General features: G+C 69.0%; 28 protein-coding genes and 1 pseudogene. 16 read left to right on the top strand and 13 right to left on the bottom strand.

Translation table 11 applies throughout. The features are described 5' to 3' along the window. Nucleotides 1-8 precede the first annotated feature (8 nt). Entirely contained in the window at nt 9-1616 is a 1608-nt protein-coding gene (locus DL519_RS07415) for an ABC-F family ATP-binding cassette domain-containing protein (protein ID WP_190813444.1), read from the bottom strand. Nucleotides 1617-1877: 261 nt separating this feature from the next. On the opposite strand from DL519_RS07415, the gene DL519_RS07420 reads away from it, so the two are divergent. After that, nucleotides 1878-2621 carry a GNAT family N-acetyltransferase gene (locus DL519_RS07420; RefSeq protein WP_190813445.1) on the top strand — a complete coding sequence of 248 codons (744 nt, stop codon included), beginning with the start codon at nt 1878-1880 and terminating at the stop codon, nt 2619-2621. A 218-nt stretch (nt 2622-2839) separates the two neighbouring features. After that, the gene (gene trpS / locus DL519_RS07425; RefSeq protein WP_190813446.1) at nt 2840-3892 is read left to right on the top strand and encodes a tryptophan--tRNA ligase; all 1053 of its coding nucleotides are present in this window, start codon (nt 2840-2842) and stop codon (nt 3890-3892) included. On the opposite strand, the gene DL519_RS07430 is transcribed toward trpS, so the two are convergent. Beyond that, on the bottom strand, nt 3869-4486 hold the full coding sequence (locus tag DL519_RS07430) for an ABC transporter ATP-binding protein (protein WP_317891354.1): 618 nt from the start codon (nt 4484-4486) through the stop codon (nt 3869-3871). The two genes, trpS and DL519_RS07430, sit on opposite strands and share 24 nt — an antisense overlap. A gap of 67 nt (nt 4487-4553) precedes the next feature. Then, nucleotides 4554-5624 carry an ABC transporter permease gene (locus DL519_RS07435; protein WP_190813448.1) on the bottom strand — a complete coding sequence of 357 codons (1071 nt, stop codon included), beginning with the start codon at nt 5622-5624 and terminating at the stop codon, nt 4554-4556. 207 nt (nt 5625-5831) lie between these two features. Between DL519_RS07435 and DL519_RS07440 the strand changes: the two genes are divergently transcribed. Then, nucleotides 5832-7049, top strand: coding sequence for a sensor histidine kinase (locus DL519_RS07440; protein WP_223838534.1), 1218 nt, complete (start codon nt 5832-5834; stop codon nt 7047-7049). Continuing rightward, nucleotides 7049-7681, top strand: a complete 633-nt coding sequence (locus tag DL519_RS07445) for a response regulator (RefSeq protein ID WP_190813450.1) — start codon at nt 7049-7051, stop codon at nt 7679-7681. Before DL519_RS07440 ends, DL519_RS07445 begins: the two co-directional genes overlap by 1 nt. Here DL519_RS07445 and DL519_RS07450 read toward each other — a convergent pair. After that, nucleotides 7665-8603 carry a methyltransferase domain-containing protein gene (locus DL519_RS07450; RefSeq protein WP_190813451.1) on the bottom strand — a complete coding sequence of 313 codons (939 nt, stop codon included), beginning with the start codon at nt 8601-8603 and terminating at the stop codon, nt 7665-7667. The two genes, DL519_RS07445 and DL519_RS07450, sit on opposite strands and share 17 nt — an antisense overlap. Nucleotides 8604-8615: 12 nt before the next feature. Then, the gene (locus DL519_RS07455) at nt 8616-9185 is read right to left on the bottom strand and encodes a hypothetical protein (RefSeq protein ID WP_223838535.1); all 570 of its coding nucleotides are present in this window, start codon (nt 9183-9185) and stop codon (nt 8616-8618) included. 141 nt (nt 9186-9326) lie between these two features. On the opposite strand from DL519_RS07455, the gene DL519_RS07460 reads away from it, so the two are divergent. The 5 genes from DL519_RS07460 to DL519_RS07480 all read left to right on the top strand — a co-directional run bounded on the left by DL519_RS07460 (nt 9327) and on the right by DL519_RS07480 (nt 12199). After that, nucleotides 9327-10049 (top strand): 3-keto-5-aminohexanoate cleavage protein, encoded by a 723-nt coding sequence (locus DL519_RS07460; RefSeq protein ID WP_190813455.1) that lies wholly within the window; start codon nt 9327-9329, stop codon nt 10047-10049. 32 nt (nt 10050-10081) lie between these two features. Next, nucleotides 10082-10447 (top strand): PaaI family thioesterase, encoded by a 366-nt coding sequence (locus DL519_RS07465; RefSeq protein WP_190823824.1) that lies wholly within the window; start codon nt 10082-10084, stop codon nt 10445-10447. Nucleotides 10448-10491: 44 nt separating this feature from the next. Continuing rightward, entirely contained in the window at nt 10492-10818 is a 327-nt protein-coding gene (locus DL519_RS07470; RefSeq protein WP_190813456.1) for an ArsR/SmtB family transcription factor, read from the top strand. Further along, a complete protein-coding gene (locus DL519_RS07475; protein WP_190813457.1) occupies nt 10815-11756 on the top strand; it encodes an SRPBCC family protein in 942 nt (313 codons plus the stop codon). Before DL519_RS07470 ends, DL519_RS07475 begins: the two co-directional genes overlap by 4 nt. Before the next feature lie 113 nt (nt 11757-11869). After that, nucleotides 11870-12199, top strand: a complete 330-nt coding sequence (locus tag DL519_RS07480) for a putative quinol monooxygenase (RefSeq protein WP_190813458.1) — start codon at nt 11870-11872, stop codon at nt 12197-12199. Between the two features lie 51 nt (nt 12200-12250). On the opposite strand, the gene DL519_RS07485 is transcribed toward DL519_RS07480, so the two are convergent. Then, on the bottom strand, nt 12251-12568 hold the full coding sequence (locus DL519_RS07485; protein WP_190813460.1) for a hypothetical protein: 318 nt from the start codon (nt 12566-12568) through the stop codon (nt 12251-12253). Nucleotides 12569-12740: 172 nt separating this feature from the next. On the opposite strand from DL519_RS07485, the gene DL519_RS07490 reads away from it, so the two are divergent. Both DL519_RS07490 and DL519_RS07495 read left to right on the top strand, forming a co-directional pair. After that, on the top strand, nt 12741-13064 hold the full coding sequence (locus DL519_RS07490; RefSeq protein WP_190813462.1) for an ArsR/SmtB family transcription factor: 324 nt from the start codon (nt 12741-12743) through the stop codon (nt 13062-13064). Next, entirely contained in the window at nt 13030-13416 is a 387-nt protein-coding gene (locus tag DL519_RS07495; protein ID WP_190813464.1) for a VOC family protein, read from the top strand. The genes DL519_RS07490 and DL519_RS07495 overlap by 35 nt, the downstream gene beginning before the upstream one ends. A gap of 192 nt (nt 13417-13608) precedes the next feature. On the opposite strand, the gene DL519_RS07500 is transcribed toward DL519_RS07495, so the two are convergent. From DL519_RS07500 to DL519_RS07510, 3 genes are read right to left on the bottom strand one after another with little or no spacing between them, the layout of a single operon-like run. Further along, complete coding sequence (locus DL519_RS07500) at nt 13609-14124, bottom strand: cupin domain-containing protein (RefSeq protein WP_190813466.1); 516 nt, start codon at nt 14122-14124, stop codon at nt 13609-13611. 31 nt (nt 14125-14155) lie between these two features. Next, complete coding sequence (locus tag DL519_RS07505; RefSeq protein ID WP_190813468.1) at nt 14156-15364, bottom strand: cytochrome P450; 1209 nt, start codon at nt 15362-15364, stop codon at nt 14156-14158. Next, nucleotides 15364-16470: a type III polyketide synthase gene (locus DL519_RS07510; protein WP_190813470.1), complete on the bottom strand. Its 1107-nt coding sequence runs from the start codon at nt 16468-16470 to the stop codon at nt 15364-15366. Before DL519_RS07510 ends, DL519_RS07505 begins: the two co-directional genes overlap by 1 nt. A gap of 1783 nt (nt 16471-18253) precedes the next feature. On the opposite strand from DL519_RS07510, the gene DL519_RS45850 reads away from it, so the two are divergent. Further along, entirely contained in the window at nt 18254-18517 is a 264-nt protein-coding gene (locus DL519_RS45850) for a hypothetical protein (protein ID WP_223840467.1), read from the top strand. Between the two features lie 84 nt (nt 18518-18601). Here DL519_RS45850 and DL519_RS49750 read toward each other — a convergent pair. From DL519_RS49750 to DL519_RS07535, 4 genes and pseudogenes are all read right to left on the bottom strand, one after another. Next, nucleotides 18602-18952 (bottom strand): annotated as a pseudogene (locus DL519_RS49750) (hypothetical protein); the annotation flags it as partial. Between the two features lie 43 nt (nt 18953-18995). Next, entirely contained in the window at nt 18996-19304 is a 309-nt protein-coding gene (locus DL519_RS07520; RefSeq protein ID WP_190813474.1) for a DUF6221 family protein, read from the bottom strand. A gap of 714 nt (nt 19305-20018) precedes the next feature. After that, nucleotides 20019-20705, bottom strand: coding sequence for a leucine-rich repeat domain-containing protein (locus DL519_RS07530; protein ID WP_190813484.1), 687 nt, complete (start codon nt 20703-20705; stop codon nt 20019-20021). Then, on the bottom strand, nt 20702-23698 hold the full coding sequence (locus DL519_RS07535; RefSeq protein WP_190813486.1) for an alpha-mannosidase: 2997 nt from the start codon (nt 23696-23698) through the stop codon (nt 20702-20704). The genes DL519_RS07530 and DL519_RS07535 overlap by 4 nt, the downstream gene beginning before the upstream one ends. Nucleotides 23699-23876: 178 nt before the next feature. Here DL519_RS07535 and DL519_RS07540 point away from each other — a divergent pair, with 178 nt between their 5' ends. The 4 genes from DL519_RS07540 to DL519_RS07555 all read left to right on the top strand — a co-directional run bounded on the left by DL519_RS07540 (nt 23877) and on the right by DL519_RS07555 (nt 26274). Beyond that, the gene (locus tag DL519_RS07540; RefSeq protein WP_168588816.1) at nt 23877-24137 is read left to right on the top strand and encodes a Prokaryotic metallothionein; all 261 of its coding nucleotides are present in this window, start codon (nt 23877-23879) and stop codon (nt 24135-24137) included. Between the two features lie 518 nt (nt 24138-24655). Further along, the gene (locus DL519_RS07545) at nt 24656-24838 is read left to right on the top strand and encodes a cupin domain-containing protein (protein WP_190813488.1); all 183 of its coding nucleotides are present in this window, start codon (nt 24656-24658) and stop codon (nt 24836-24838) included. A 235-nt stretch (nt 24839-25073) separates the two neighbouring features. Further along, nucleotides 25074-25235 carry a cupin domain-containing protein gene (locus tag DL519_RS45860; RefSeq protein WP_223838537.1) on the top strand — a complete coding sequence of 54 codons (162 nt, stop codon included), beginning with the start codon at nt 25074-25076 and terminating at the stop codon, nt 25233-25235. A gap of 286 nt (nt 25236-25521) precedes the next feature. Next, nucleotides 25522-26274, top strand: coding sequence for a putative protein N(5)-glutamine methyltransferase (locus tag DL519_RS07555; RefSeq protein ID WP_263399596.1), 753 nt, complete (start codon nt 25522-25524; stop codon nt 26272-26274). Nucleotides 26275-26284: the final 10 nt, after the last annotated feature.

The following is a 26284-nucleotide window of genomic DNA, read 5'->3' on the forward strand; positions in this document are numbered from 1 at the left end:
GCTCCCCTTTAGGCGCTGCGGCGGCCGTCGTGCAGGTTCAGGGTGGGCCCGTTCCAGCGCTGCCGCAGCCAGCGGTCGTGGCTGGCGACGACGATGGCGCCGCAAGCGGTGTGCAGGGCGTCTTCGAGTTCGCTGACGAGGGTCAGCGACAGGTGGTTGGTGGGTTCGTCCAGCAACAACACCTGTGGTGGGTCGCCGAGCACCAGGGCCAGGGCCAGTCGGCGGCGCTGGCCGACCGACAGCGCCCCGACGGGGCAGCCTAGGTCGGCCGGGGCCAGCAGGCCCAGTTCGCCGAGGTCGGGCAGGTCCGGCCGGTGGGCCGCGGCATAGATCTGCCGGGGGCTTCTGCGGGGGTCTGCGAAGGTGACGTCCTGTTCGAGCAGGCCGACGCGGAGGCCCTGGCGGTGCTGCACGCTGCCGGTGTCGGGTGCCAGCCGGCCGGCGGCCAGGTGCAGCAGGGTGGATTTCCCCGCGCCGTTGCCGCCAGTGATCAGCAGCCGGTCCGTGCCGCTGAGGTCGAGTTCGTCGATCCACACGCGGCCGCGCACCCCGGCCTGTCTGATCTGCAGCACCACTTCTGCGGTGGTGTCGTGGCCGGTGAGGGCGGCGGAGAAGCGCAGCGGGAGTGGTGGTTTGCGGACTTGCTCGGCGGTGAGAGTGTCGAGGCGTTGCTGGGCGTTGCGGACCCGGCGGGAGATCTGCTTCTGGACCCGGCCGCCGGAGTAGTCGTAGGCCATCTTGGCGTTGTCGCGGCGCATGCCGTGGTGGCTGACCTGGCGGGCGGTGACGTCCACTGCGTGGCGCAGGGCGGCCAGTTCGTTCTGCTCGTCGGTGTATCGCTGCTGCCAGCGGGCGCGTTCGGCGCGTTTGGCGGCAAGGTATTCGGTGAAGGCGCCTCCGTAGCGGGTGGGCCCGTTCACGGCGGGGTCGAGGTCGAGGATGTCGGTGCAGACCGCGTCGAGGAACACGCGGTCGTGGCTGGCGAGCACGACGGTGCCGGGCAGCGCGGCGAGATGTTGTTGCAGGAAATTCAGGGCGGTTTCGTCGAGGTGGTTGGTGGGTTCGTCCAGCAGCAGGGCGCGTGGTCGGCGCAGCAGTAGTACGGCCAGGCCCAGACGGCTGCGCTGACCGCCGGAGAGGCTGCCGACGCGGCGGTCGCCGGTGATGCGGGCCAGGCCGAGTCCGTCGAGGACGACTTCGGCGCGGTGGTCGGCGTTCCAGGTGTCGTGCTGCTGGGCCCAGTCGAGGGTTTCGCCGTAGGCGGCAAGGATTTCGGGGTCGTCGGGCCGTTCGCCGAGGGCGTCGGCGAGTTCGGTGAGCCGGGCTTGCGCGGCGCGGTGCTCGGCCAGGGCCTCGTCGAGCGCGTCGGCGAGGGTGGTTCCAGGTGTGAAAGGTGGTTCCTGGTGCAGGAACCCGAGGTCGTCGGGGCGGGTGAGTTCGCCGCGGTCAGGGGCTTCGGCGCCGGCCAGGATCCGCAGCAGGGTGGATTTGCCGACGCCGTTCTCACCGACCAGGCCGATGCGCTGGCCGGGCGAGGCGGTCAGCGACACCCCGTCGAGGACGCGGCGGTCCGCATAGGACTTGACGAGATCACGTGCGAGCAGGACGAAGGACACTGAATTTCACGGACCGGGATTCGATGACAGTTGCCCGCCGGGCATGGTTCAACGCGGACCGGTGGAAGGGGTCGCGGAAGCCTCGGACGCGGGCCTGGCTCGAAGTCAGTTCTTCATAGTGCCGATGATGTTAGCGGTACGCCCGCGGTGGCTGTCAACACATTTGTTCCACCTGGAACGGGCCTCGGCTCTTTGCCGAAATGACAGTGGGCGCGCTAAATCGTTTGCCTGGATCGGGTGCTCGGGTGTAGGCCTTGTCGAATGCTGCAAGAGGTCCCCGCCGGTGCGGCTTCGGTGCTGTCGAACGAGACCTCGATGGTGTCCTACGCGCCGGTGACCGGTGCGTCGCACACCATCGAGGTGCTGGCCATCGACGGGCCGGACGCGCTGGAGCTGCTGCGCGCGGAGTTGGCGGGATGGAGCGTGCTGACCGCTCCCGCCGATGGCGAGGCCCTGCGGCGGGCAGGTGCGCGGCTGAAGCGGCATGCGCACGCGATGCGGCGCGATCTGCGGTCCGATCCACCGCCACGGGAGTGGGCGCAGTTGGTCCCGGCGCAGCCGCTGCGGGTGGTGGCTTGTGATCGCCCGGCGTCGGAGCTGCTCGGCGTGTGGCGGGAGGCGTTCCCGCCGGACCATCCGGACCGGGTTTCCGGCAGCGATCAGCAGGTGCTGACGGAGTTGCTGCAGCCGCTGCTGACCGGCCGGGTGCTGGGGCCGCTGCTGGCGTGCAGCGCTCTGGTCGTCGATGCCGAGGACCGGGTCGTGGCGGGTCTGGTGGTCAACGACCGCGACGGCGTTGCGTGGGTCGGTGATGTGTTCCGCCGCCCGGCCGCCGAGTTCGCCGGGCTGGGCGGACTGCTGCTGTGGCGCGCCATAGCGTGGTTGAGCGAGCGGGGCTGGAACGAGGTGGGGTTGGCCGTCACGGTCGGCAATCCCGCGCAACAGCTGTACGAGCGGCTGGGGTTCACCATCACCGGGACCAAGATGACGCTTGAGCTGCCCTGACCACACCGTCACGCCGCCGCAGCTGCGCACCACGCTGCGGGTCGGGTTAGGATGGCGGCGTGATTCGCAGTTCGTGCCTCGCGTGGTGGCGCTCCGGTTAGGAGCGGCCGCTCGACTTGCGCACACCTCGGGCCGTTCGGATGGACGGCCCTTCTTCGTGTTCTCCACACGTCCAGGGCGTCGGCCGGACACCCGTCACCGGATGAGGAGAACCATTCATGACCACCGTGATCGAGACGTCCACCGCCGCGCGCCGCAGCGTCGAGCTGGAGGAGCTGATCTCGTTGCGCCCGAACGATTTCCGGGTCCTCACCGGGGATCGTCCGACCGGGCTGCTGCACCTGGGCCACTACTTCGGCACCCTGCACAACCGGGTCCGGTTGCAGCGCCTGGGCGTGGAGCTGCTGGTGATCGTCGCCGACTACCAGGTGCTCACAGACCGCGATGTCGCAGAACGCCTCGACGAGCACGTGCAGAACCTGGTGCTGGACTACCTGGCGGCCGGGATCGACCCGCAGCGCGCCACGATCTTCACCCACAGCGCGGTCGCGGCGCTCAACCAGCTGCTGCTGCCGTTCCTGAGCCTGGTGTCGGTGGCGGAGCTGAGCCGCAACCCCACGGTCAAGGACGAGATCAACCATTCGCGGCAGTCGGCGGTCAGCGGCCTGATGTTCACCTACCCGGCGCACCAGTCCGCCGACATCCTGTTCTGCAAGGCCAATCTGGTGCCGGTGGGTCAGGACCAGCTGCCGCACCTGGAATTGACCCGCACGATCGCGCGCCGCTTCAACGACCGCTACGGGCGGCTGCTGCCCGAGCCGGATGCCCTGCTGTCGCCGGCCCCGCTGCTGCTGGGCACCGACGGCACCAAGATGAGTAAGAGCCGCGGCAACGCGATTACGCTGGCGGCCACGGCCGACGAGACCGCGCGGCTGATCCGGGGCGCGAAGACCGATGCGCAGCGCCACATCACCTACGACCCGCAGTCCCGCCCGGAGGTTTCCAGCCTCGTGCTGCTGGCGGCGTTGTGCACCGACCGGGATCCGCACGAGGTCGCTGAGAAAATCGGCTCAGGGGGCGCGGCGGCGTTGAAGCGCACCGTCACCGAGGCGGTCAACGAGCACCTGGCACCGATGCGGGAACGCCGCGCCGCCTTCGCACAGGATCGCGGCTATCTGCGCCGGATCCTGCGCGAAGGCAACGAGCGGGCCAACGCCATCGCCGAGACGACCCTGGCCGAGGTGCGCTCAGCGATGGGCACCCACTACTGAGCGGGTCAGGCGCCCATCGCGCATCAGGGCCACCTCGTCGACGTGGTCGAGGTACTCGGTGTCGTGGGTGACCATGACGGTGGCGACCTGGTGCTGGCGGGTGACCTCGGCCAGCAGCTCGACGATCTGGCGCCCACGGTCGTGGTCGAGCGCGGCGGTGGGCTCGTCGACCAGCAGCACCGCGGGCTCGCCGGTGAGCGCGCGGGCGATGTTGACCCGCTGGCGCTCACCACCGGAAAGCTGGTGCGGGCGGCGGTGCTGCTTGCCGTCGAGGCCGACGGTGGCAAGCAGTTCGGCGGCGGCGCGGCGCTGCCGCCGAACGGATCGGCCACGCATGTGCTGGGTGGCCTGGAGCTGCTCGGCGGCCGTCAGCGAGCCGAGCAGATTGGGCTGCTGGAAGACGATGCCGATCTTCTCCAGCCGCAACCGGGCGCGCTGCGCCGCGGACAGCCCGCCGGTGTCGACGCCGTCGACGACCACGCTGCCGGAGTCGGGGCGCAGCAGGGTCGCGGCGACGGCCAGCAGGCTCGACTTGCCGGACCCCGAAGGACCGACGACGGCCAGCAGCTCGCCGGCTCCGACGTGCAGGGACACCTCGTCGGCGCGGTGAGGGTGCGATCGCCATCGGGGTAGGTCAGGTGGACGCCGGTCAGGGTGAGGCTCATCGGACGGCTCCCAGCGCGGTCAGCGGGTCGACGGAGGTAACGCGCCGGATCGCCAGGGCGGCGCCGATCATGCCCAGGACGATCATGGCGGCGATGGGCAGCACGGTGGTGGCGGCGGTGAGCTGGAACGGCACGGCCTGCACCGCCAGCGCACCCAACCCCGCCCCGGCGGCCCCACCGACCCCGGCGCCGAGCACCAGCACGATCACCGACTGGGCCAGCGCGTCGCGCAGCAGGTATCCGGTGGCGCCGCCGAGGGCCTTGAGGATGGCGATGTCGCCGCTGCGCTGGATGGTCCACACAGTCATGAACGCGCCGATGACCAGCGCGGAGATCGCGTACAGGAAGCCTTGCGTCATCAGCAGCGACCCGTTCTCCGAGGAGTAGGAGCCGATGGCAGACAGGCTGGCGCCGGTGGTGGCCGTGGTGGTGCCGGCAGCGGCGTCGGGCTGCGCGGGGTCGGCGGTCATGCCCGCGGCGATGACGGTGGCCAGGGGCGCATCGGCGCGTGGCGGACGCAACGCCGACCAGGTCTCCAGCGCCGTCCACGCCACGGGCGTGTGGCTGTAGTAGGCGTTGCCGGCGATGCCGCTGACGGTCAGCCGCTGGGTGCCCGCCAGCACGCTCTGGCCGATGGTCAGGCCGTTGTCCTCGGCGAGTTCACGGCTGACGACCAGGGAGCCCGGGGTGACCGGGGCCGGTGCCAGGCCGTCGGTGGGGCGCACGCCGAAGATGGTGGCCGCCGTGCCGCCGGCGGTGGTTTCCAGGCGGGTCTGGATGATGCCCAGCGGCGCGGCCCACTGCACCCCGGGCGTGCCGCGGTAGGCGTCGAGCTGGGCTTGGGTGATCGAGGAGTCGGCGAAGGACTGCTCGGGGGCTTCGGCGCTGGTGCTGCCGAAGGCGATGTGGGTGGTGGGCAGCTGCGTGATCGCCGAGGTGGACTGGTGGGCCAGGCCCGCGGTCAGTCCCGACAGCAACACGATCAGCAACGTGATCAGCCCGACCACCGAGCCCATGAGTGCGAACCGCCCCTTGGCGAAGCGGATGTCGCGGATGGCGAGGAACACGGGTGTTCTGCTTTCCGGTCGTGGTCGAATTCCGGCATCCAGCCTCGCCGCGATCGGCGCCGTTGCCATCGCAGCACGGATTGATCCTGCCGCCGCCGCGGGGTGCATCCCGAACTCAACCGAACGATCGATGCCGCGCCCTGACCGCAGTGTCTAGAAAGGTCCTGGTGAGAACCGTCCCCCAGGCATGGTTCTAAGGTGTGCGCAGTGTCCGAAACGTTGTCCCCGTCCAGCCCCGGTCCGGGGGCGATCCTGCGGTTGATGCGGCTGGCGTTCCACACCGGATTCCTGCTGCTGCTGGGCATCGCGACCGCGCGGGTGTTCCTCACCCACGCCGCGGGGCCCACGAGCTGGCTGGCGGTCGCGATGGCCGTGCTGCTGACCGCGGTCTACGCGGCGGGCGCGGTGGTGCGTCACGCCCTGCACCGTCGGTGGCTGGCGATGACGTGGCTGGCGGCGGTCACCGCGGTGTGGGCGGGGCTGCTGGTGATCAGCCCGGACTTCTCGTGGCTGGCGTTCCCACTGTTCTTCCTGCACCTGCATCTGCTGCGGGGCCGGCACGCGCTCGTGGCGGTCGTGGTGGTGACCACCCTGGTCGTGACCGCGCAGGGCTGGCACGCCGGGGCCTGGAGCGTGGGCATGGTGCTGGGCCCGATCATCGGCGCCGGGGTGGCGGTGGTGATCACCTGGGGGTATGCGGCGATCTACGCCGAGAGCCAGCGCCGGCAGGCCCTCATCGACGACCTCACCCGCACCCGCGAGCAGTTGGCGTCCACCCAGCACCAGGCGGGCGTGGCCGCCGAGCGGGAACGCCTGGCCCGCGAGATCCACGACACCCTGGCCCAGGGCTTGTCGAGCATCGTGCTGCTGCTGCGCGCGGCGGAGTCGGCGCTGCCGGCGGAGGCGGACAAAGCACGCGCCCGGATCGCCGAGGCGCAGCGCACCGCGGCGGACAACCTCGACGAAGCCCGCCGGTTCGTGCGCGACCTGCGGCCGCCGTCGCTGACCGGCGCGGGACTGCCGCAGGCGCTGCGCCGGTTGTGCGAGGACACCGCGCGAGAGTCGGGGATCGACTGCCGCTTCCAGACCGATGGCGTGCTGGTGGAGCTGCCCTCGGGTTACGAAGTCGCGCTACTTCGCGCAGCGCAGGCCAGCCTCGGCAACGTCGTCCGCCACGCCCTCGCCCGCACCACAGTGGTCACGCTCGGGCTCCTCGACACCGAGGTCACCCTCGACATCTACGACGACGGCGTCGGTTTCGATCCGGCCGCGGCCCGGCCCGCTGCGGATGGCAGCGGCTACGGGCTGACCGCACTGCGGGAACGCATCGGCGCGTTGGGCGGGCGACTCGCGGTGGAGTCCGCGCCCGGCGATGGCACCGCGGTGGCCATCCGGCTGCCGCTGACCGACGAGGAGATCCGGTGATGGCCGAAACATTGCGCATCCTGCTCGTCGACGACCACCCGGTCGTGCGGCGCGGGCTGCGGGCGATGTTCGACGACCGCCCGGACATGACGGTGGTCGCCGAGGCCGCCGACGGGCAGGCCGCGCTGGAGGCGCTGGCGGGCACCAAGGTGGACATCGTGCTGATGGACCTGCAGATGCCCACCGGCATGGACGGGGTCACCGCCACCCGCCGCATCAGCGCCGAGGGCGGGCCGCCGGTACTGGTGCTGACCACCTACGACTCCGACGCCGACATCCTCGCCGCGGTCGAGGCCGGCGCGACCGGCTACATGCTCAAGGACGCCCCACCGGGGCAGCTGTGCCAGGCGGTGCAGCTGGCCGCGAAGGGCCAGACGGCGCTGGCACCCGGGGTGGCGGCGCGGCTGCTGGGGCACCTGCGGCGACCGCAGCAGGCCCTGAGCCCCCGGGAAATGGAAATCCTGCAGCTGCTGGCGCAGGGCCTGTCCAACCGGGCGCTGTCGAAAGCGCTGTTCATCAGCGAGGCGACGGTGAAGACGCACCTGGTGCACCTCTACGACAAGCTCGGCGTGGACAACCGCACCGCGGCGATCACCACGGCGTTGCAGCGCGGCATCATCCGGCCGCGGTGACCGCCTCGAGCAGGTATGCCGGGCGCCACCAGTAGTCGGCCAGCCGCCGCGTGGTGATCTCGGCGAATCCGGCCTCGCGCAGCAGCGCCACCCAGCCGTCGACGGCCAGCTCGTAGTTGGTGGGCGCGGTGGTACCGAACTTGCCGAGGATCACCGGCAGGATGAACCCGGCGCCGACGAGATCGCGGTCGGCGTCGTATTCGCGCAGGCCGCGTTCCACCCGGGCCAGGCAGTCGCGGAACCACGCGGGCTCCCACACCGAGGCGACCTCGACGTCGTCGAACTCCACCAGCGCGAACCGGCCGGTGTGCGCGGCGATCCAGCGCAGCACCCGGGTCTTGTCTCCGGTGGGCAGGGATTGCAGCGCGAAGGTGGACTGGATCAGGTCCCAGCGCTGGGTGTGGGTGGCGGTGAAATCCTGCGCGGTGTCCTGCCAGGAGTGGTGGGTGATGCCGCGGCGGGTGAGTCCGGCGGTGGTCTCGGCCAGCAGCGCACTGCTGGGTTCGACGACCCCGACGACGGGCTTGTGCTCGGTGAGCGCGGGCAGCAGCGCCAGCCCGTCCCCGGCGCCGATGTCCAGCAGCCGCTGGGGCCTCTGGTGCCGGTAGAGCTTGCGCAGCGCCGTGGATGTCGCCTCGTAGAGGCCGATGTTGCCGCCGCCCCGGATGAACGCCCGGAACGCCGCGGGCGAGTCGTAGACCGCGGTGGCATCGCCGTTGGCGGTGATCGCCGACAGCAGCCGGGCCAGCTCGCTGTCCGGGGTGAAGGCCCGGGCTGCTTCGGCGGCGCGGTGCGCGGTGGCGGCGTCGCCGCTGCTGTACGCCCAGATCGCCACGTACAGCGCGGATTCGGCGTCGTCGGGGGAGACGTCGGTGGGCGTGGCCCCGTTGCGGTGGGCGTTGTGGACCTGATCGACCGTCACAGGGCTCCGTTTCTAGGGACTGTCGAGGTAGGACTTTCCGCGCGGGGACAACCGGAATCCGGCCTCGTGGGGTTCGACGAGGCCGAGCTCGCGCAGCTGCCACACGTCGGATTTGCAGCGCGACACCGGCCGTCCTTGGTCGGCTGCGAGTTCGGCGGCGCGCAGGCCGGGGCACCGCCGCAGTGCTTCCAGGACGGTCCTCGTCCACGGTCCGCGCGGGGCGGAGACGTCCAGCTGCGCCAACTGCCGGTCGATCGCGGCCCGTTCGCGCGGACGCAGATCCACCGGTTGCGGTCGCAGCTCGGGTGCGGGGCCGTCGTAGCTGAGGGCGAGGCGGTAGACCGCGCCGCGGCCGTGCTTGTCCAAAGAGGACCGCAGTCCCGCGGCGGAGGTGAAGCCCGCGCGCTGGGCGTCGGCGTCGGTGATCCGGCCCGGATCGACCTCGGTGACCTCGCCGATGCCGATCAACCCGACCGCGGTGCGCAGCCACGATCCGGCCTGCGCCTGCGGGCTGGGCCAGCGCTGGAACGCCAAGGTGATCTCGCCGCTGGCCACGCCCCGCAGGATCCGGTTGCTCAACACCACACCACCACGCTAGTACCCCCGCCACACCACCAGGTGCCCGTGGGGTCGCCCATCCGGGCGAGGCGAAGTGGCTGTCGATGATCACGAAACGGGGTCGCCAACTTCCGCGCGCCCGCCGGATCGGGGGAGAATCGGCGCATGTTGCAGGTCTGCCTCAACGGCGCGCGCTCCCCGCGCGAGCACTTCCACCTGCCCGTGCGCCCGGAGGAGCTGGCCAAGGCCGCCGCGGACAGCATCGCAGCCGGCGCCAACGACATCCACTTGCACCCCAAAGCGCCCGACGGCACAGACAGCCTCGATCCGCACCTGGTCGCAGCCACGTTGCGCGCGGTGCGGGCCGCCGCCCCCGCAGTCCCCGTCGGGGTCACCACCGGCGCGTGGACCGCACCGGACCCGGCGGACCGGATCCGGGCCATCCGGGCGTGGACGGTGCTGCCCGACCACGCCTCGGTCAACTGGCACGAACCCGGTGCCGACGACGTCGCAGCCGTGCTGCTGGAGCGCGGTGTAGGCATAGAGGCGGGCATCTTCTCCGGCACCGACGGCGACCGCCAGTTCCTGCGATCCCCGCACCGCGCCCGGGTGCTCAGGGTGCTGGCCGAGGTCACCGACCTGACCGCGCGGGGCGCGGCGACCACTGCCGAAGCGCTGCTGGAGCGGCTGCGCCCGGCGGCGACGCCGATCCTGCTGCACGGCGAGGCCGCCGGGGCGTGGCCGGTGCTCACCGTCGCCGCCCGCCGCGGCTTGGCCACCCGCATCGGCCTGGAGGACACGCTGCTGCTGCCCGACGGGCAGGTCGCCGCCGACAACGCCGAACTCGTCACCGCCGCAACCCGGATTCTCAGCAAGGAGGCCCCGTGACCGCCGTCGACCACCAGCAGCTCGTCGCACTCATGCCGTTCGCGGTGTCGCTGGGCGTGCAGACCGACGCTGCGAACGCCGAAGAGGTCCGCGGGCACCTGGACTGGGCACCGCAGCAATGCACGTCAGGGGGAGTGCTGCACGGGGGTGCGGTCATGGCGCTGGCGGACTCGATCGGCGCGGTCTGCGCATTCCTGAACCTGCCCGAGGGCGCGCACACGGCCACGATCGAGTCGAAGACGAACTTCTTCCGCGCGCTGCGCGAGGGCGCGTTGCACGCGGTCAGCCGTCCGCTGCACGTCGGCCGCACGAGCATCGCGGTGCAGACGGAGCTGCTGGACGACTCCGGGCGCCGCATCGGGCACACCACGCAGACCCAGGCCGCGCTCACCGCCTGAGCCACCCACCGGAAGACATATTTCCGGTCGGCTATATTGACGAGGTGGCAAGTACCTTCGAAATCCTGGCCGAACCACACCGCCGGGACATCCTCGACCTGCTGCGCTCCGGGGAACGAGCCGTCGGCGACCTCGTCGACCGCCTGCCGCTGAGCCAACCCACGGTGTCCAAACACCTCAAGGTGCTACGCGAGGCCGGGCTGGTCGAAGTCCGCCAAGACGCCCAACGCCGCTGGTACCGGCTGCGCCCCGAACCGCTGGCCGAGATCGACGCCTGGCTGGCGCCCTACCGGCAAATGTGGCACGACCGGCTCAACGCCCTGCAACGCCACCTCGACAACATGCCCGACCCAGAGGACACCCAGCCATGAACACCGACACGACCCTTACCATGATCGGCGACCACCCGGTGCTGCGCCTGCAACGCCTGCTGCACCACCCACCGGAGAAGGTCTGGCGCGCCATCACCGACCCGACCGAACTGACCCACTGGTTCCCAGCCCGCATCGACTTCGACCAGCCGACCCCCGGCACACCGATGCGCTTCACCTTCGAAGGACCGGACACCTCCGACGCCGGGGAGATCCTCGAAGCCGACCCACCGAAGGTCTTCGCCTTCCGCTGGAACACCGACGTCATCCGCTGCGAACTGCTCCCGCACCCCGAAGGCTGCCTACTGGTGTTCAGCCACACCCCGCGCGGACCCGACAGCGACCGCCCGTCCATCGCCCGCCACGCCGCCGGCTGGGACGCCTGCCTCGACAGCCTGACTGCCTGCCTCGAGGGCACGACCGCCGAATTCTCCATGCAAACCTGGTTCGAACGCGCCGAGGCCTACACCGAACAATTCGGGCTCGGCGAAGGAGAACTCCACCCGACCGACAACGGCTGGACGATCCACTTCGAACGCGACTTCGTCCAACCACCCCAGCAGGTCTGGGCCCTCATCACCGGCGACACCCACCCCACCACAGGCGACGAACCACCACTGCAGAGCACCCACGGATTCGGCCAGGCCGGCGCACTCACCAACCTCCAAGCCCCCAACGTCCTTGAATACGCCTGGCAACCAGGCGGCACCGTGCGATTCCAGCTCCGCGACCAGAACCCCATCGGCACCCGACTGACACTGACCCACACCCTGCCCGCCACCCAGGCCACCGAACGGGCCACCCTGCTGGCGGCATGGCAGGTCCACCTCGAGATCGTGTTCGCCGCCCTGCACGGCGACATCCGCTGCCCATGGCCCACCGACCGCACCGAGCAACTGCGCGAGCACTACGCACAACACCTGCGCGACACCCCATGAGACCGGAGCTGCTGAATCGCCGCCGACCAGCCCCAACGACCCGCGGAAGTACACCTAGGATCTTCGGCGTTCCCAAAACCCGAGCAACCCAACCGGTTGGAGGAGTACCCGCGATGATCTTCATCACCGCCAAGTTCCGAGTCCGCCCCGAACACGCCGACCAGTGGCCGCAGATCGCCGCCGAATTCACCCAGGCGACCCGCGCCGAACCCGGCTGCCTGTGGTTCGACTGGTCCCGCAGCCTCGACGACCCCAACGAATACGTCCTGGTCGAAGCCTTCCGCGACGACGAAGCAGGCGCCGCGCACGTCCAGTCCGAACACTTCAAGAAGGCGCAGCAGACACTGCCCCCGCACCTCGCCGAAACCCCGCGGATCATCAACACGACCCTGGCGCAGCAGGACTGGTCCCGGCTCGGCGAAATGGCCGTGCCGGAGAACTGAACCGCCTGGGGGTCGGGTGCGATACCACCGCACCCGGACCCCCAGCGCCCATCAGCCCGACGACCGCGCCAGACCCGCCAGCAGCGCAGCGACCAGGTCAGGCCGCGACCATTTGGGACAGTGCCCGGTTGGAAGCTCCACGATCTCGACCTCATCCGACCCCGCCGACGCCGAGACCAACTCCGGCATCCGATCGAGCACGCCCCGCACGAAAGTCACCGGCACCTCCCGCCGCGCCGCCGCCCGCACACCCTGTCCACCGACAACCGGGTTGCTTGTCCGCAACAGCGAAATCGTCTCGTCGGCCCGCTGCGCAGAACAGTCGTGGAACAACGCCTCCCACGCGGAATCCGCGGTGAGCTCCAACATGCCATCCCCGCGCCACCGCACCGATTCCCGCGCCCGAAGCCTAGGCCACAAGAACTCGCCGAGCCCACGATGTTCACCCCGCGCTGACCACCGCCTGCGAAACGCACACCGGGCCTTCGGGCGAAGCGAACCCAACTTGATAGGCAAGTCGCGACTTGCCTATGCTGGGCGCATGGCGGAGGATGTCTTCAAGGCCCTCGCCGACTCCACCCGCCGACGCATCCTCGATGAACTGGTGGAACGGGACGGCCAGACCCTATTCGAGATCTGCACGCGGCTCGTGACCAAACACGGACTCGGACTGTCCCGCCAGGCGATCAGTCAGCACCTGGCAGTACTGGAATCCGCAGGTCTGGTCCGTTCACGGCGCCAAGGCCGCTACAAAATCCACGACCTGAACACCAAACCCCTTGAGCGCATCATCACCCGCTGGCTCAAGCCCGACACAACGGAGGAACCCCATGAAGATCCACCTCACCAGCGTCTTCGTCGATGACCAGGACAAGGCCCTGCGCTTCTACACCGACGTGCTCGGCTTCGCGAAGAAGCACGAGATCCCGCTGGGCGAGGACCGTTGGCTCACCGTGGTCTCACCAGAAGACCTCGACGGGACCGAACTGCTGCTGGAACCCGACGGCCATCCCGCTGTGAAGCCGTACAAGGAGGCGCTGGTCAAGGACGGCATCCCAGCAGCCTCCTTCGCCGTGGAGGACGTAACCGCGGAATTCAACCGACTGCGCGAGCTCGGGGTCCGCTTCACCCAAGAGCCGCTGGAGATGGGCCCGGTCACCACAGCGGTCCTGGACGACACCTGCGGCAACCTGATCCAAATCGTGCACAGCAAGTAAGAAACCCGCGCCGATGCCAGCCACGACCGCATCCGCGGTCCGGTCGCGCCGGTCCTCGCCCGAGAGCCTCGATCCCACCCGAGTCCAGCGAGGACCGGCCAGACCAGCACGATGCCGACATGGACGAGCACGGGACTGGCGCAGGTGCGGGCGAGCACCGAGATCTCGCGCGCTCCTTGTCGTAGCGCCACCTCAAGCCTCGAACCGCAACGGCGTCAACTGCTCGATGTCATGACGCCACCGCAGCTCAGCCACCGCAGCACGATCCACACCACCCGGCGCATCCAGGATCTCCAACAACTCCTCGAAATACCGCTCATGATGCGAAGGCGGCGAAGACTGGAAGAACATCCGCGCCACCACATCACCCCGATTGGCGAAAGCATGCGGACAACCAGGCGGAACGAACATGACACTGCCCGGACCAGCACGACACACCCGCTGACCCGATTCCCCCTCCCACTCCGACCAACCATCCCCGCCGCGAACGACCGGCTCGAACGCCAACACCTCCAGCTCACCCTCCAGCACGTAGAACAACTCCTCGCTGCGGGCATGCACATGCGCACCGACATCGAAACCCGGCGGCACCACCACCTCGAAACTCGACGCCGCCATCGAATGCGCCCCGGTGACCTTGAACGTCACATCCTGCGCACCCGTGACGATGCGCTTCCCACCACCAGGCGGAACGACGAAACCCTCCATCAACCCAGCACCTTCCCCGAACCAACAACGATCACCAGGACACCGGAAGATCAACCGGACCACGGATCATGACGTCCCGCCGCCACCGCACCTCATCCGGAGAAACCGCCAAACGAAGCCGGGGGAGACGATCCAACAACACCCCCAGCAGAACCTGCACCTCCATCCGCGCCAACAACGGCCCCACGCAGTAATGCGGACCATGCCCGAAAGCCAGATGCGGAACCTCCGCACGATCCAGATCAACCCGCTCCGGATGCGGGAACACCTCCGCATCCCAATTCGCCGCCACATAAGAGATGTGCACGACATCCCCAGCCCGGATCCGAACACCCCGAATCACGACATCCTCGGTGGCAACCCGCGGCTGCCCCACACCGCGCTTATGCGGAACGAAGCGCAGCAGTTCCTCCACCGCATGCGGAATCAGCCCCGGCTCAGCCACCAACCGCTCCCACAAACCCGGCTCGGTCAACAGCACGTACAGCATGCTCGAACTGTTGTAGCGCACCGCATGCCACCCATTCAGCGACACCAGCACCACCAACGCACCCAGTTCCTCATCACCGATCTCGCCACGATCACGGGCATCCGCCAGCACCGTCACCAGATCATCACGCGGCCACGCACGACGCCGCGCCACCAACTTCTTGAAGTACTCGTACAACTCCTCCTTGATCCGACCGTTGCGGGCAACCTCCGCCTCGTCACGAGCCATGCTGAACAACGTCTCCGCGCACCACATCAACCAGGACCGGTCAGCCACCGGAACGCCAACGACCTCACCGATCATCGTCATCGGAAACGGCGCCACCACGTGCTCGACCAGGTCAGCAGGCCGCCCCGCAGCCACTAGCGCATCCACCCGCTCGGCCACCACCTGCTCGGCATGCACCCGCAACCGCTCGACGTTGCGCTGCGCGAACACCTTCGCCGCCACCCGCCGGATCCGCGCATGCTCAGGCGGATCCGAATAGCTCAGCGCCCGATCCAACGGGATAACGTGCTTGGTCATCCGCGGAAACGGCCGACCCGCGATCGCCGCCCGGCTGAACCTCGGATCCGAGGTGACGAACTTGACGTCCTCGTACCGCGTCACCAACCACGCCTCGCCCTCACCGAAGCGCATCCGGATCCGGGCCACCGGCTCCTCCTGGAGGAACCCGGCCAGATCCGGGTCGAAACCCACCCCGGAAATGTTCGGCGGATCGTAGGACCGAAGGGGGCACCCATCCGACATCAACGACCTCCCAACAACGGGACGGACTCACTCCGAGGACGGACGAACGACACCTGCGGATCCGGCAACCAACTGCCGACCGCCATCTCCGCGCTGATACCAGGACCGAAACCCGCGATCAGCCCGCGCGCCCGAGCAGTCAGCGAATCCTCGTCGAACATCCGCAACAACGCATCGAGCACGACACCGCTGGCGATGTTGCCGTACTCGGTGAGCGTCGCCCGGCTGAACCGGAACGCCACCGGCGGCACCCTCAGGAACTTCGTGAGGTCATCGAGGATCCGCGGCCCACCGGCGTGGACGATGTAGAAGTCCAGCCCGGCGACATCCCACCGATGACGATCCACCAATGCGCGCAGCGCGGGCGCCAGCGGCTCCATCGTCGTCGGCACCCGTTTGTCCAACCGGAAGTGGAAACCCGTGTCCTTGACCTGGTAGGAAATCCACTCCTCGGTGTCCGCGATGATCGCCGAGGCGTTGCGCTCCAGGAGAACCCCGCTACCACCGGCACCCCGCACAACAGCAGCGGCGACCGCATCACCGAACAGCCCGTTGGACAACAACGAACCGATGTCGTGGTCGTCGGGCTGGTAGCACAGCGAGCAGAACTCACAAGCGATGATCAGGGCGTTCGAGTCGGGGTAGGCAGTGCAGAAGTCGTGAGCGCGGTTGATCGCCGCACCGCCCGCGGCGCACCCCAACTGGGCGATCGGCAACTGCCGGGTGTCGTGGCGGAACCCCATCGAGTTGATCAGCCACGACGTCAGCGACGGCATCATGAACCCGGTGCACGACACGTACACCAGCAGGTCGATGTCCTCCGCGCGCAACCCGGAGTTGGCCAGGGCCCGGGCCGCGACGGCGGGCACGCGCTGCTTGGCGTGCTCCTCGTAGATCTTGTTGCGCGCCTCGAACCCCGGGTGCTGCAGCGTTTCGGAGATGGGGCGGATGAGGTGGCGCTTGCGGACCCCGGTGTTGCCGATCAACCGCAGGACCAGGGGGAGTTGTGGATGGTCGGCGTGGACACGTCGGGTGAGTTCGAGGGTTTCCTCCGTCGTGATGACGTGTTCGGGAACTGCAACCGCCGGTCTGCACAGGACTGCCACCAATGCCTCCAGAAGTACGAGCGCACGGGTCTTGCTGTCGTGGAGTGGAATGGGTTCGCCGTTCATCATCCGGCGGGGGCGGCATCGCTGCGACCGGCCGGAGCACCGATTCCCCCGGCATAACCACTGATGGAGGGATTTCAGCCTTGGAAGCAAGGGGAGTGGCGTCGAGAGCGGCGGTCGATCGCCAGGCGGCAATGGGCACGAACAACCCCGTGTGCAGACCAGCTGATCTCGACGCGCTGGTCGAACGGGTGCCGACCCAACAGAACCGTCAAGAAGACCGCCGGCGTCGGTCGCAGTGGCGCTCGTCGATGTAGCACGCCTTCACGGCCTCGACCCGAAACCCATGGATGTGTCCGGCTGGAGGAGGGCTTCTGCCCGTTCCCAATTACTTAACATAATGTACATTATCGGCGTTTGATTGACCTGCGGCGACGAGCCCCAGAAGGGCCTTTGTTGCGCCTCGTCGGCTCTGGTCACCTCGCCGCATCGGACGTCGACTTGCGTGACTTCATGCTGGGCGCCGACGGGACCGACCGGTGACGCATTCGGCGCCGGACGCGAACCCTGAAGCCGCGTCGCAATGAGTCGACGCTTGTGGTGCTTCGTTCTCGCAGTCGTCGCGCGGATGGCCGAGCTCGACGAGCCAGCCGATGCCGGGACATGACGACCAAGCTCTCGCGCAGCCAAACAGACTTGTTTCCCCTGGTCCCGTTCCGCAACCTATTAACGTCACAGTGACAAAATAGGCGGGTAAAACGGAGTGCTCATCTGCAACATCGATGGAGCCGACTCGGTCCATGATGATCCAAATGGTCTGCGGCAGACCGATCGTGATTCGCCAGGACGGCCACGCCGTCGGGGCGACTTGGCCGCATGATCAACCGACAGGCGCGCGATGCGCCGTCGCCGGAGAAGCTCGCTGGAGCATGCATTGTGACAGAAGTTGATCAACATGGGCGGGCACCCTCCATCCCCTGTGAAGGCCCCTGGTCCACTCCTGCAGGTCCTTCTCCATTTGATGGATAATCAACATTATCCATCAAATGGAGAAAATTTCCGTTGCACTGTCCAATGAAGCCCACGGGCTCCCTTCCTCGCGCCGCATGCGGTTTGGCGCGTTGGTGTCCGTGACGCGCGGCGGGTAGCCCCAGTCCCCTAGAGCCCCCCTCATGCCGTGCTGAGAGTGCTCCTCTCCCCCGCAGCCCACCAGTCTGCGGTCCCCCGCCGGTGCGCGTGCCACCACCCCTGGTTGCCGTTGGCGGCCTAGCCCCCCACCTGATGGCACTGGCGCGTTTCGGCGGGTTTCGGGTCAGTAACCACCTTTTCGAACCATTGAGCCTGTTGCAAAATTACGCCCACCACGGACCGTAATCGATCGATCACGGCTGAGATGGCCACTGGCGGACAAACGGCGGCGATCGAGACTGATTTGGTACTTCGGTTCAGCCGTTTTCGCCGAAAACGCAACAGGCTCCATTGCACCAGCAACGATGCGCGAGCTAGATCACGGTCCGCACCTTCCCGGCCAACCTGGAGCCGGTGGTGGTGTTCAACATGGTCGACGGGCCCACCACGAATCCTGCGGTGCGCAAGGCGGTTCAGCTCGCCTACTACCAGGGTGCGCTGCGGGCTTTCCGCGGCGGCGCGGGCACCGTTTCCACCGGGCCGTTGCCGAACACGATGTCGTGCCGCCCGAACCTGCCGCCAGCTCATCGCGATCTTGCGGAGGCGCCGGCGGATCCTGGACCAGGCAGGTATCGGCCGGCTGACGTTGACCATGAGCTTCCGCACCGTCGTCGACGGTGCGGAAGCAGGAGGTGACGCTGCTGCAGTCCAAATTGGCCGAGATCGGGTGACGCTCAACCTCGAGCCGATCGCTTTCGCGGATTACCTGTGGGACCGGATCGGCACGACCGGCACGGTGTTCGCACTGGCCGCGACCTACCTGGTGGGCTTCGGGATCAGCTTCCTGATGAAGGTCGGCCAGGGCGCCCTGGCCGCCGCCGAACGCGAACAGCTCGTGAGCGCCACGGCGAAATGAGCTCCACCCCTCACAGCAGTCGGCGCACCCACGGTCGGTACGACGCCAACCGCGGGTCGTCCGTTCCAGCTCGGTGCACAGCGCCGCCAAGTTCTCCAAGGCGACCGAGGCTGCGCGGTCTCGCATACCCAGCTTGGCCGCATCGGCCCCGATGACGATGCGGCGCGACACCTGGGCGCAGATCTTCTTCACTGAGGCTTCCTCCACCGTTGATTCGAAGCAGTTCGAGCCCGAAAAGCCTCCGGTGGACGCGAAGAACACGTCCGGGGTGAGCTGCTCGATCGTCGCGGTGGCCAACGGGCCGACCAGGGAATCGCTGCGCTCGTCGAACTGGCCGCCGGTGAGCTCCGCGGTCACCCCCGGCCGCCCCTTGCAGCACGCGGATCGTGGGAATCGTTGGGGTCGGTTGCGGGCCGCTGGCAGACCTAGACGCATCTGCGCATCGGTGATCGGGTGCGGGTGGATGGAGCCGCGGGCATCAGGGTCGCCAGCGGGCGCTGTAGCCAGGGCGGTCGGAATAGGGCAGGCCGAGCAGGGCCCGGGTGGGGCAGCCGCGCTCGTCTTCCGGCGGATAGCTCTCCCCCAGCGTGTCGCACGGGCCCTCGCCGCTGCCGCAGTGGTGGTGGGTGGTCAGCAGGCGGGCCTTGAGTTCGCATTCGCGGAATCCCCGGATCGGGGTGATCAGGCATGCATGAGTGGAGCCGGTTTCGGCGTCTTCCCTGGCGACGCGCAGTAGTTCGAGGTCGATGTCGAGCTGCCGGCGCAGGAACTGGACGAACCGGTCCATCTGGCGCACTCCCCTTGTCTGCGGTGGTTGGTCGGTCACAGACAGGGACGTGGTGGCGGTTCGGTTGTGACGGCGTTGGCTGCGCGGTCGTGCGGGTCGTCGGTTGCGCAGGAGATCGCGTCGATTGGCAGGCGCGGGAACCCTGTTCGGCGGTTGACGTGCTCGACAGCAAGCCGGGAAGATCATCGTGCGCCACACGGCGACGCCCAACGTCGACGACACGTCGCAGGTAGCGGCGTTCTCGCGCGCGGCGCAGGTGCTGTTGACCTCCTGCGGCCGCTACGTGGCCGCGGATGCGCGTTTTCGGGACCGGATGGCGCTGCGGTGCGGGAATTCCAGACCTCGGACGGACTGGCGACCACGGGTGTGGTGGACCCCGCCTTGATGCCCAGTTCCCGGGCGGCCTGCGCGATCGGCTTACCCGTCTCCCGAACGATCTGGACCGCGCCTTCCCGAAACTCTCGGTCAAAATGCCGCCGTTCCACCGCTATCACTCCTCGTCGGCGATGCCTCTACGGTACGAGGGGAAGCCCGGCCCAGGAGGATCTCGGAGATGCGGAGGCCGGTTTGGCCGAAGAGGCGGTATCGCATGCTCACACCGCCTTTGGGGCGGCGCTTGCGGTACGGGGCCGGGTTGCTGCGGTCATGCGCTCAGCTTGGCCGCGGCGGCGGGCGGGAGGGAGGCCCTAGCAGGGCCACTCTGGCCGCGGCGTTTCAGAGCAGGACCGCGCATCCACGGTGGCGCAGGTCGTGGGGCCAGCCGGGGTGGTGGTCGGGTTTTGTCCAGCGCAGGTCGAGTTTGGTCAGCCGGGGCAGGGCCGCGAGGCTTTCGGGTAGTTCGCGCAGTGCGGTGGCGCGCAGGTCGAGGTGGGTCAGTTCGGTCAGCGCGCCGATGGATTCCGGCAGGCGCTGCAGTGGGTTGTTGCGCAGTTCCAGGTGTTGCAACTGGCGCAGGCCGGGCAGGGAGTCCGGTAGTGCGGTGATCTGGTTGTTGTGTGCGTGCAGTTCCCGCAGCCGCGACAGCGCCCGGATGGTTTCGGGGATTTCCACCAGGTTGTTCTCGGCGAGGTTGAGGGCGTGCAGGGTCGTGGTCTGCCACAAGGCGTCGGGCAGTGCGGTCAGGTGGTTGCGGCCGACGCTGAGATGCCGCAGTGCGGGGCCGAATTCACCGGGCAGGCCGGTGAGGTCGTTGTCGTAGAGCAGCAGGGTGTGCAGCTGCGGCAGCGTCGCGACCGATGCGGGTAGGTGGCGGATGGTGTTGCCGTCGAGGTCGATGTGCCGCAGCTGCCGCATGCGCGCGATCGCGCCGGGGACCTCGGTCAGCCCAGCACCAGCGGCCAGGTCCGCGACCGGTTGGCCGTCTTCGCGGCGGATCGCGTCGTCGGGGAGTTGCGTGGTCATTGGGTGGGGCGGGCGAAGCGCAGGGTGCGGATCTCGAAGGGACGCAGCCGCAGGTCCAGTGCGTCGGTGGTGGCATCCGGTTCGGCCAGGGGACGTTCGAGCAGGTCGGTGCGGGTCACCGAGGTGGCCGGGAAGGAAATGCTCAACCGTGCCCGGGCCCGGCCGCCGCGTGACTCGTAGAGCCGCACCACGAGGTCGCCGCTGCGGTCGTCGGCGAGTTTGACCGCTTCGACGACCACCGCGTCGTTGTCCACGGCCATCAGCGGCTCCACCGGGCGGGAGCCGCTCATGGTGCGTTCGGGCAGGTTGATGCGGTAGCCCTCGCGGATGGCCTCGCCGATGTCGGCCCCGGCGACCAGGGCGTAGCGCAGCCGGTGGTGGCCGTGGTCGGTGTCGGGGTCCGGGAAGCGGGGCGCGCGCAGCAGCGACAGCCGCACGGTGGTGGTCGTGCCGCCGTCGGGGCGGGTGTCGCGGGTGACGTCGTGGCCGTAGGTGGAGTCGTTGACCAGGGCGTGGCCGTAGCCGGGTTCGGCGACGTGCAGGAAGCGGTGCGCGCAGATCTCGAACTTGGCCGCGTCCCACGAGGTGTTGGTGTGGGTCGGGCGCATGACGTGCCCGAACTGGGTTTCTGCGGCGGAGCGGTCGGCGTGCACGTCCAGCGGGAAGGCGGCCTTGAGTAGCTTCTCGGTTTCGTGCCAGTCGATGTCGGTGTCGATGTCGATGCGGCGGGAGTCCGCGGCGAGGCTGATGTGCTGGACCAGTGCGGACTTGCCGAAGCTGCGGCGAACTCGGACGGTGTCGCCGGCGAGGTCGAGCTCGTCGAGTTCGGTGAGGTCGCGGGTGTGGTGGCGGTAGAACGCGTCGAGGTCCCAGGCGTCCCAGGCGTTGGGGTGGTCGGCGTGCAGCTGCAGCAGGTTCGCCGGGCCGGCCAGCGCTTCGCGTTCGGCGGCGTGGTCGTAGACCGAGGTCAGCAGCCCGCGGTGGTCGATGGTGACGCGTAGCAGCCTGTTGTCGAGGGTGATGGCGCCGTCGGGGTGGCGGGTGGCGGTGGGTGCCGCGGTGTTGGTGTTGGTGGCGGCGCCCAGCGCGGGGACGCCGTGGCGGGCGTGCGGGGCGGCGTTGAAGGTCAGCGGCCGGGTGGGTTCACCGGCGAGGGCTTGCATCGCACCGTCGATGATCGTTTCGAGTTCGGTGGCGATGCGGGTGTAGGTGGCCTCGGCCTCGCGGTGCACCCAGGCGATCGAGGAGCCCGGCAGGATGTCGTGGAACTGGTGCAGCAGCACCCGCTTCCACAGCCGGTCCAGGGCCTCGTGCGGGTAGTCGCGGCCGGTGGTGACGGTGGCGGTGGTGCACCACAGCTCGGCTTCGCGCAGCAGGTGTTCGCTGTGGCGGTTGCCCTGCTTGGTCTTGGCCTGCGAGGTGTAGGTGCCGCGGTGCATCTCCAGGTACAGCTCGCCGGACCACACCGCGGGGCGGGCGTGGTCGGTTTCTGCGTCGGTGAAGAACTCCTCGGGGGTGTCCAGGCGTACTCGCGGGGAGCCTTCCAGGTCGGCGGTGCGGTAGGCGCGGGCGAGCATTTCGCGGGTGGGTCCTCCCCCACCGTCACCGTGTCCGAAGGGCAGCAGGGAGCGGGTGGCGTAGCCGCGTTCGGAGAAGTTGGCTGCTGCGTGGGCGAGTTCGCCGCCGGTGATCTCGGAGTTGTAGGTGTCGGCGGGCGGGAAGTGGGTGAACACCCGGGTGCCGTCGATGCCTTCCCACCAGAAGGTGTGGTGGGGGAACTTGTTGGTCTGGTTCCAGGAGATCTTCTGGGTCAGGAACCACTGCGAGCCCGACAGTGCGACCAGTTGCGGGAGGGCAGCGCTGTAGCCGAAGGAGTCCGGCAGCCACACCTCGCGGGTCTCGATGCCGAACTCGTCGAGGTAGAAGCGTTTGCCGTGGACGAACTGGCGGGCCATGGCCTCGCCGCCGGGCATGTTGGTGTCGGCTTCCACCCACATCCCGCCGACCGGCACCAACTGCCCGGTGTCGGCGAAGGTGCGGACGCGGTCGAACAACTGCGGGTGGTGCTGCTTGATCCAGGCCAGCTGCTGGGCCTGCGACATCGCGAAGTGGAAGTCGGGGTGTTCGGCCATCAGGGCAGTGACGTTGGCGGTGGTGCGGGCGACCTTGCGGATGGTTTCGCGCAGCGGCCACAGCCAGGCGGAGTCGATGTGGGCGTGGCCGACGGCGGAGATCACGTGCGCGCTGGCGTGGGCGGGCCGGGCGAGGGTGTCGGCGAGTTCGGCGCGGGCGGCGGGCGCGGTGGCGGAGATGTCGTGCAGGTCGAGGCGGTCGAGCATGCGTTCCAGGGCGCGCAGGATCTCGTGGCGGCGCGGGGAGTCCACCGGCAGTTGCCGCATCAGCTGGTCGAGGACCTCGGCGTCCTGGACCAGCTGCCACACCGGTTCGTCGAGCACGGCGAGTTCCGCGCGCCGCAGCAGGTACAGCGGCGGGGTCTTGGTGGTGGGTTGGCCGCCGAGTTCGGTGGGTTGGAATCCGTTGGGCCCGAGGATGATGGGGTTGGCGGCGGCCTCGACGTACCAGGTGCGTTCGCGCCCGGCGGAGTTCCGCCCGGCGGGCAGGTGGGTGTTGCGGGGGTGCAGTCCCTTGATCGGGGTGCCGTCGGGGCTGTAGGCGAGGCCTTCGCACTGGAAGCCGGGGCGGTCGTCGTCGAAACCGAGGTCGACGACGACTTCGACGACGCGGCCGTCCCACTGCGGCGGCACGGTCGCGGTCAGCCGGAACCAGCTGGTGCCCCACGCCGGTCCCCAGGCTTCGCCGATGGCGGCGGGCGCGTAATCGGCGTGCAGTGCCTCCGCGACCGGCACCGGTTCGCCGGGCGCGTGCCAGACAGCGACCTCGCAGGGCAGTGTTTCGGAGTAGTAGGCAGGTCGTAGGCGTTCGGCCAGTACCCGGTCGAGGCGCTGTTCGACGATGCGGCGGTCGTCGTGCATGTGCTCCCCCGATTTCCCTCGGCGTGATCGTGATCATGCTGGCACATCACGGCGGCCGGCGGGTGGCTGTGGCGCGGGCGGTGACCGGAATCCGCGCCGGCGGCGCGGTTGCTGACCCATAAGTAGGGCCGCATGCTGCGGGTGTCCACCCCCTTCTTTTCCGCGGAAAGGCGACACCATGGGGACCTGCGAAGTCTGCGGCAACGAATACTGGATGACCTTCGAAGTGCACACCGTCGGCGGCGGAGTGCACACCTTCGACTGCTTCGAATGCGCCACGCAGCGGCTCGCACCGCAGTGCGAGCACTGCGGGACCCGGATCCTGGGGCATGGCGTGGAAGCCAGCGGCCGGTTCTTCTGCTGCGCGCACTGCGCACGCCAGTCGGACCTGGCCATGGCTGGGGAACTGCGCGATACCGTCGGCGCCCACCCCGGCTGATGGTCCGCCCGGGGAATGCGCGCAGCGTCCGCGAAGACCCTCGGGCTTGCCCCTGTCGGCGGATGAGCACCCCACCCGAATCTTCGTTACCAATACGTTATGAATTGCCAGAAACACGGGAACTACCTGGGACGACATGGCGGGTGAGACGGCTTCGTCCCGCCCGGTTCGCGCCGGTTGTCGTGAACGGGATTTGACAACGGGATGAAGGACCGTCGACTCATCCCTCGTAGTTAGTGGAGGACGCCCCGATGGCAGGTCTGGTTCGCTGGCTGGGCGGCATGGCGCGCGAGATGCAGCGGGCCCGCATGGTGATGCGGAACCCTGCGTCGAGCAGCCACGCCCGGCGCTGACCTTCGTCAGTACCCAACCCTGCCCGGCCGCTCGGCCGGGCGCGGTCGAGGCATCAGTCCGGCGGCCACGCGCCGCGACGCAACACCGGGGCAACCAACAACCGGGCGACTGATGCCAGAACCTGCTGGAGACACTGGTGCCGTGGCAGGCCTGCCACGGCACCAGTGCGTTTTCCGGCCACCGCGGGCAGCCGCATCGACTTCGGCGGCCGCACCCACCCGCTGACCGCCGGGATGTGCGCCCTGCTCCCGCGCGGTGTCACCCACGCCATGCGCAACCTCTCCGAGGACCCGGTCCACGCGCTGCGGCTGTCGGCTCCCGGCGGCTGGGAGCGCTACATCGAATAGGTCAGCGAGGCCGGGCAGGATGCGGGAGCACGGGAGCCAGGACTGGGCGAAGATCAACGAGATCGGCGCGCGGTACGGCCAGCGCCACCACATCGGCGACACCAGCACGGACGACGGGGATCAGCGGCGGTTCTAGGTCCTGGAGGCCGGTCAGGCGCGGCCGGGTCGGCTGCGGGTTCCGCCCGCCTTCGCGGTAAAGGCGCGCGGCAGCGACACGGCGGCCCGGGGCCAGTTCGTGCTGCTGCCGCACGGTGTTGCGCATGCCCTGCGGCCTGGATCCACACCGCCGCCGCGTGTGCTGCAGATCTCCTCGCCCGGCGGGTGGGACCGCTTCGCCGAAGACCTGATCGAGGACCGGGCCCAGGTGAGTGCCGCCGGTCGGCTGGACCCCACCTAGCTCGACACCATCGCCGCGAAGTACCGCTTCACCTATGAGCAGTGATGCGCGGTTCGTCCGGTGTGGACGGCGGTCCGGGACCCGCTGGTGCGGCCGCCCGAGCCCGGGCCGGTGGCGCTGATGTAGTGTTGCCGCACCGTGCGCGACCGAGGAGGTGGGCCCCATTACCGCTGTTGCAGGTCGGGCGCTTCCCTCCCGCGGCCGTGATCCGCGTCGGTGAGAGCGCTCGTCGGATCGAAAGGCGCTCCCGATTTCTGCTTTCCCGTCATCGTTGTATCCGGCCGTCGTGACCAGCCTGCGTGCCGCTGGTTGCGTGTTCGCTGAGGACGAGGCGCGGTTGCTGCTGTCTGCCGCCGCCGGCCCGGGTGAGCTGGCCGAGATGCTGCAGCGTCGTGTCGATGGTCTGCCGCTGGAGCAGGTGCTGGGCTGGGCGGAGTTCTGCGGTCTGCACATCGCCGTAACGCCCGGGGTGTTCGTGCCTCGCCGCCGCACCGAGTTCCTCGTCCGGCAGGCCGCTGCTCTGGCCCGGCCGCATTCGGTCGTGGTCGACCTGTGCTGCGGCTCGGGTGCGGTCGGTGCCGCCCTTGCCGCCGGGCAGCAGGTGGAGTTGTACGCCGCCGACGTCGATCCCGTTGCGGTGCGCTGCGCGCGCCGCAACCTCGCCGGTGCCGGTGAGGTATTCGGAGGTGACCTCTACACGCCGCTTCCGGTGGCGTTGCGGGGCCGCGTCGGGGTCCTGGTGGTCAACGCCCCCTACGTGCCTTCCGGCGAGGTCGATCTGATGCCACCGGAAGCGCGGCTGCATGAACCGCAGGTGGCGCTGGACGGCGGTGCCGATGGGCTGGACGTCCAACGCCGGGTGGCGACCGCGGCGCCGCAGTGGCTCGCGCCGGGCGGGCACCTGCTGATCGAGACCAGCCGCCGCCAGGCACCGTACACTGCGGAGCTCTTCTCCTACGCCGGGCTGGTACCGCGGGTGGCCAGTTGTGAGGAACTGGATGCCACGGTCGTGGTGGGGGCCAAACCCGCGACGCCGTAGCGCTTTCCCG

Source organism: Saccharopolyspora pogona (assembly GCF_014697215.1).
Lineage (GTDB): Bacteria > Actinomycetota > Actinomycetes > Mycobacteriales > Pseudonocardiaceae > Saccharopolyspora > Saccharopolyspora hattusasensis.

Coding starts and splice junctions, on each gene's coding strand:
- DL519_RS07500 (WP_190813466.1), bottom strand. CDS start 14,124: ATGGAGGGTTTCGTCGTTCCGCCTGGTGGTGGGAAGCGCATCGTCACG.
- DL519_RS07485 (WP_190813460.1), bottom strand. CDS start 12,568: ATGTTGGAGCTCACCGCGGATTCCGCGTGGGAGGCGTTGTTCCACGAC.
- DL519_RS07475 (WP_190813457.1), top strand. CDS start 10,815: ATGAACACCGACACGACCCTTACCATGATCGGCGACCACCCGGTGCTG.
- DL519_RS07460 (WP_190813455.1), top strand. CDS start 9,327: ATGTTGCAGGTCTGCCTCAACGGCGCGCGCTCCCCGCGCGAGCACTTC.
- DL519_RS07505 (WP_190813468.1), bottom strand. CDS start 15,364: ATGTCGGATGGGTGCCCCCTTCGGTCCTACGATCCGCCGAACATTTCC.
- DL519_RS07540 (WP_168588816.1), top strand. CDS start 23,877: ATGGGGACCTGCGAAGTCTGCGGCAACGAATACTGGATGACCTTCGAA.
- DL519_RS07465 (WP_190823824.1), top strand. CDS start 10,082: ATGCCGTTCGCGGTGTCGCTGGGCGTGCAGACCGACGCTGCGAACGCC.
- trpS (WP_190813446.1), top strand. CDS start 2,840: ATGACCACCGTGATCGAGACGTCCACCGCCGCGCGCCGCAGCGTCGAG.
- DL519_RS07480 (WP_190813458.1), top strand. CDS start 11,870: ATGATCTTCATCACCGCCAAGTTCCGAGTCCGCCCCGAACACGCCGAC.
- DL519_RS07530 (WP_190813484.1), bottom strand. CDS start 20,705: ATGACCACGCAACTCCCCGACGACGCGATCCGCCGCGAAGACGGCCAA.
- DL519_RS07445 (WP_190813450.1), top strand. CDS start 7,049: ATGGCCGAAACATTGCGCATCCTGCTCGTCGACGACCACCCGGTCGTG.
- DL519_RS07535 (WP_190813486.1), bottom strand. CDS start 23,698: ATGCACGACGACCGCCGCATCGTCGAACAGCGCCTCGACCGGGTACTG.
- DL519_RS45850 (WP_223840467.1), top strand. CDS start 18,254: ATGAGCTTCCGCACCGTCGTCGACGGTGCGGAAGCAGGAGGTGACGCT.
- DL519_RS07520 (WP_190813474.1), bottom strand. CDS start 19,304: ATGGACCGGTTCGTCCAGTTCCTGCGCCGGCAGCTCGACATCGACCTC.
- DL519_RS07420 (WP_190813445.1), top strand. CDS start 1,878: ATGCTGCAAGAGGTCCCCGCCGGTGCGGCTTCGGTGCTGTCGAACGAG.
- DL519_RS07490 (WP_190813462.1), top strand. CDS start 12,741: ATGGCGGAGGATGTCTTCAAGGCCCTCGCCGACTCCACCCGCCGACGC.
- DL519_RS07495 (WP_190813464.1), top strand. CDS start 13,030: ATGAAGATCCACCTCACCAGCGTCTTCGTCGATGACCAGGACAAGGCC.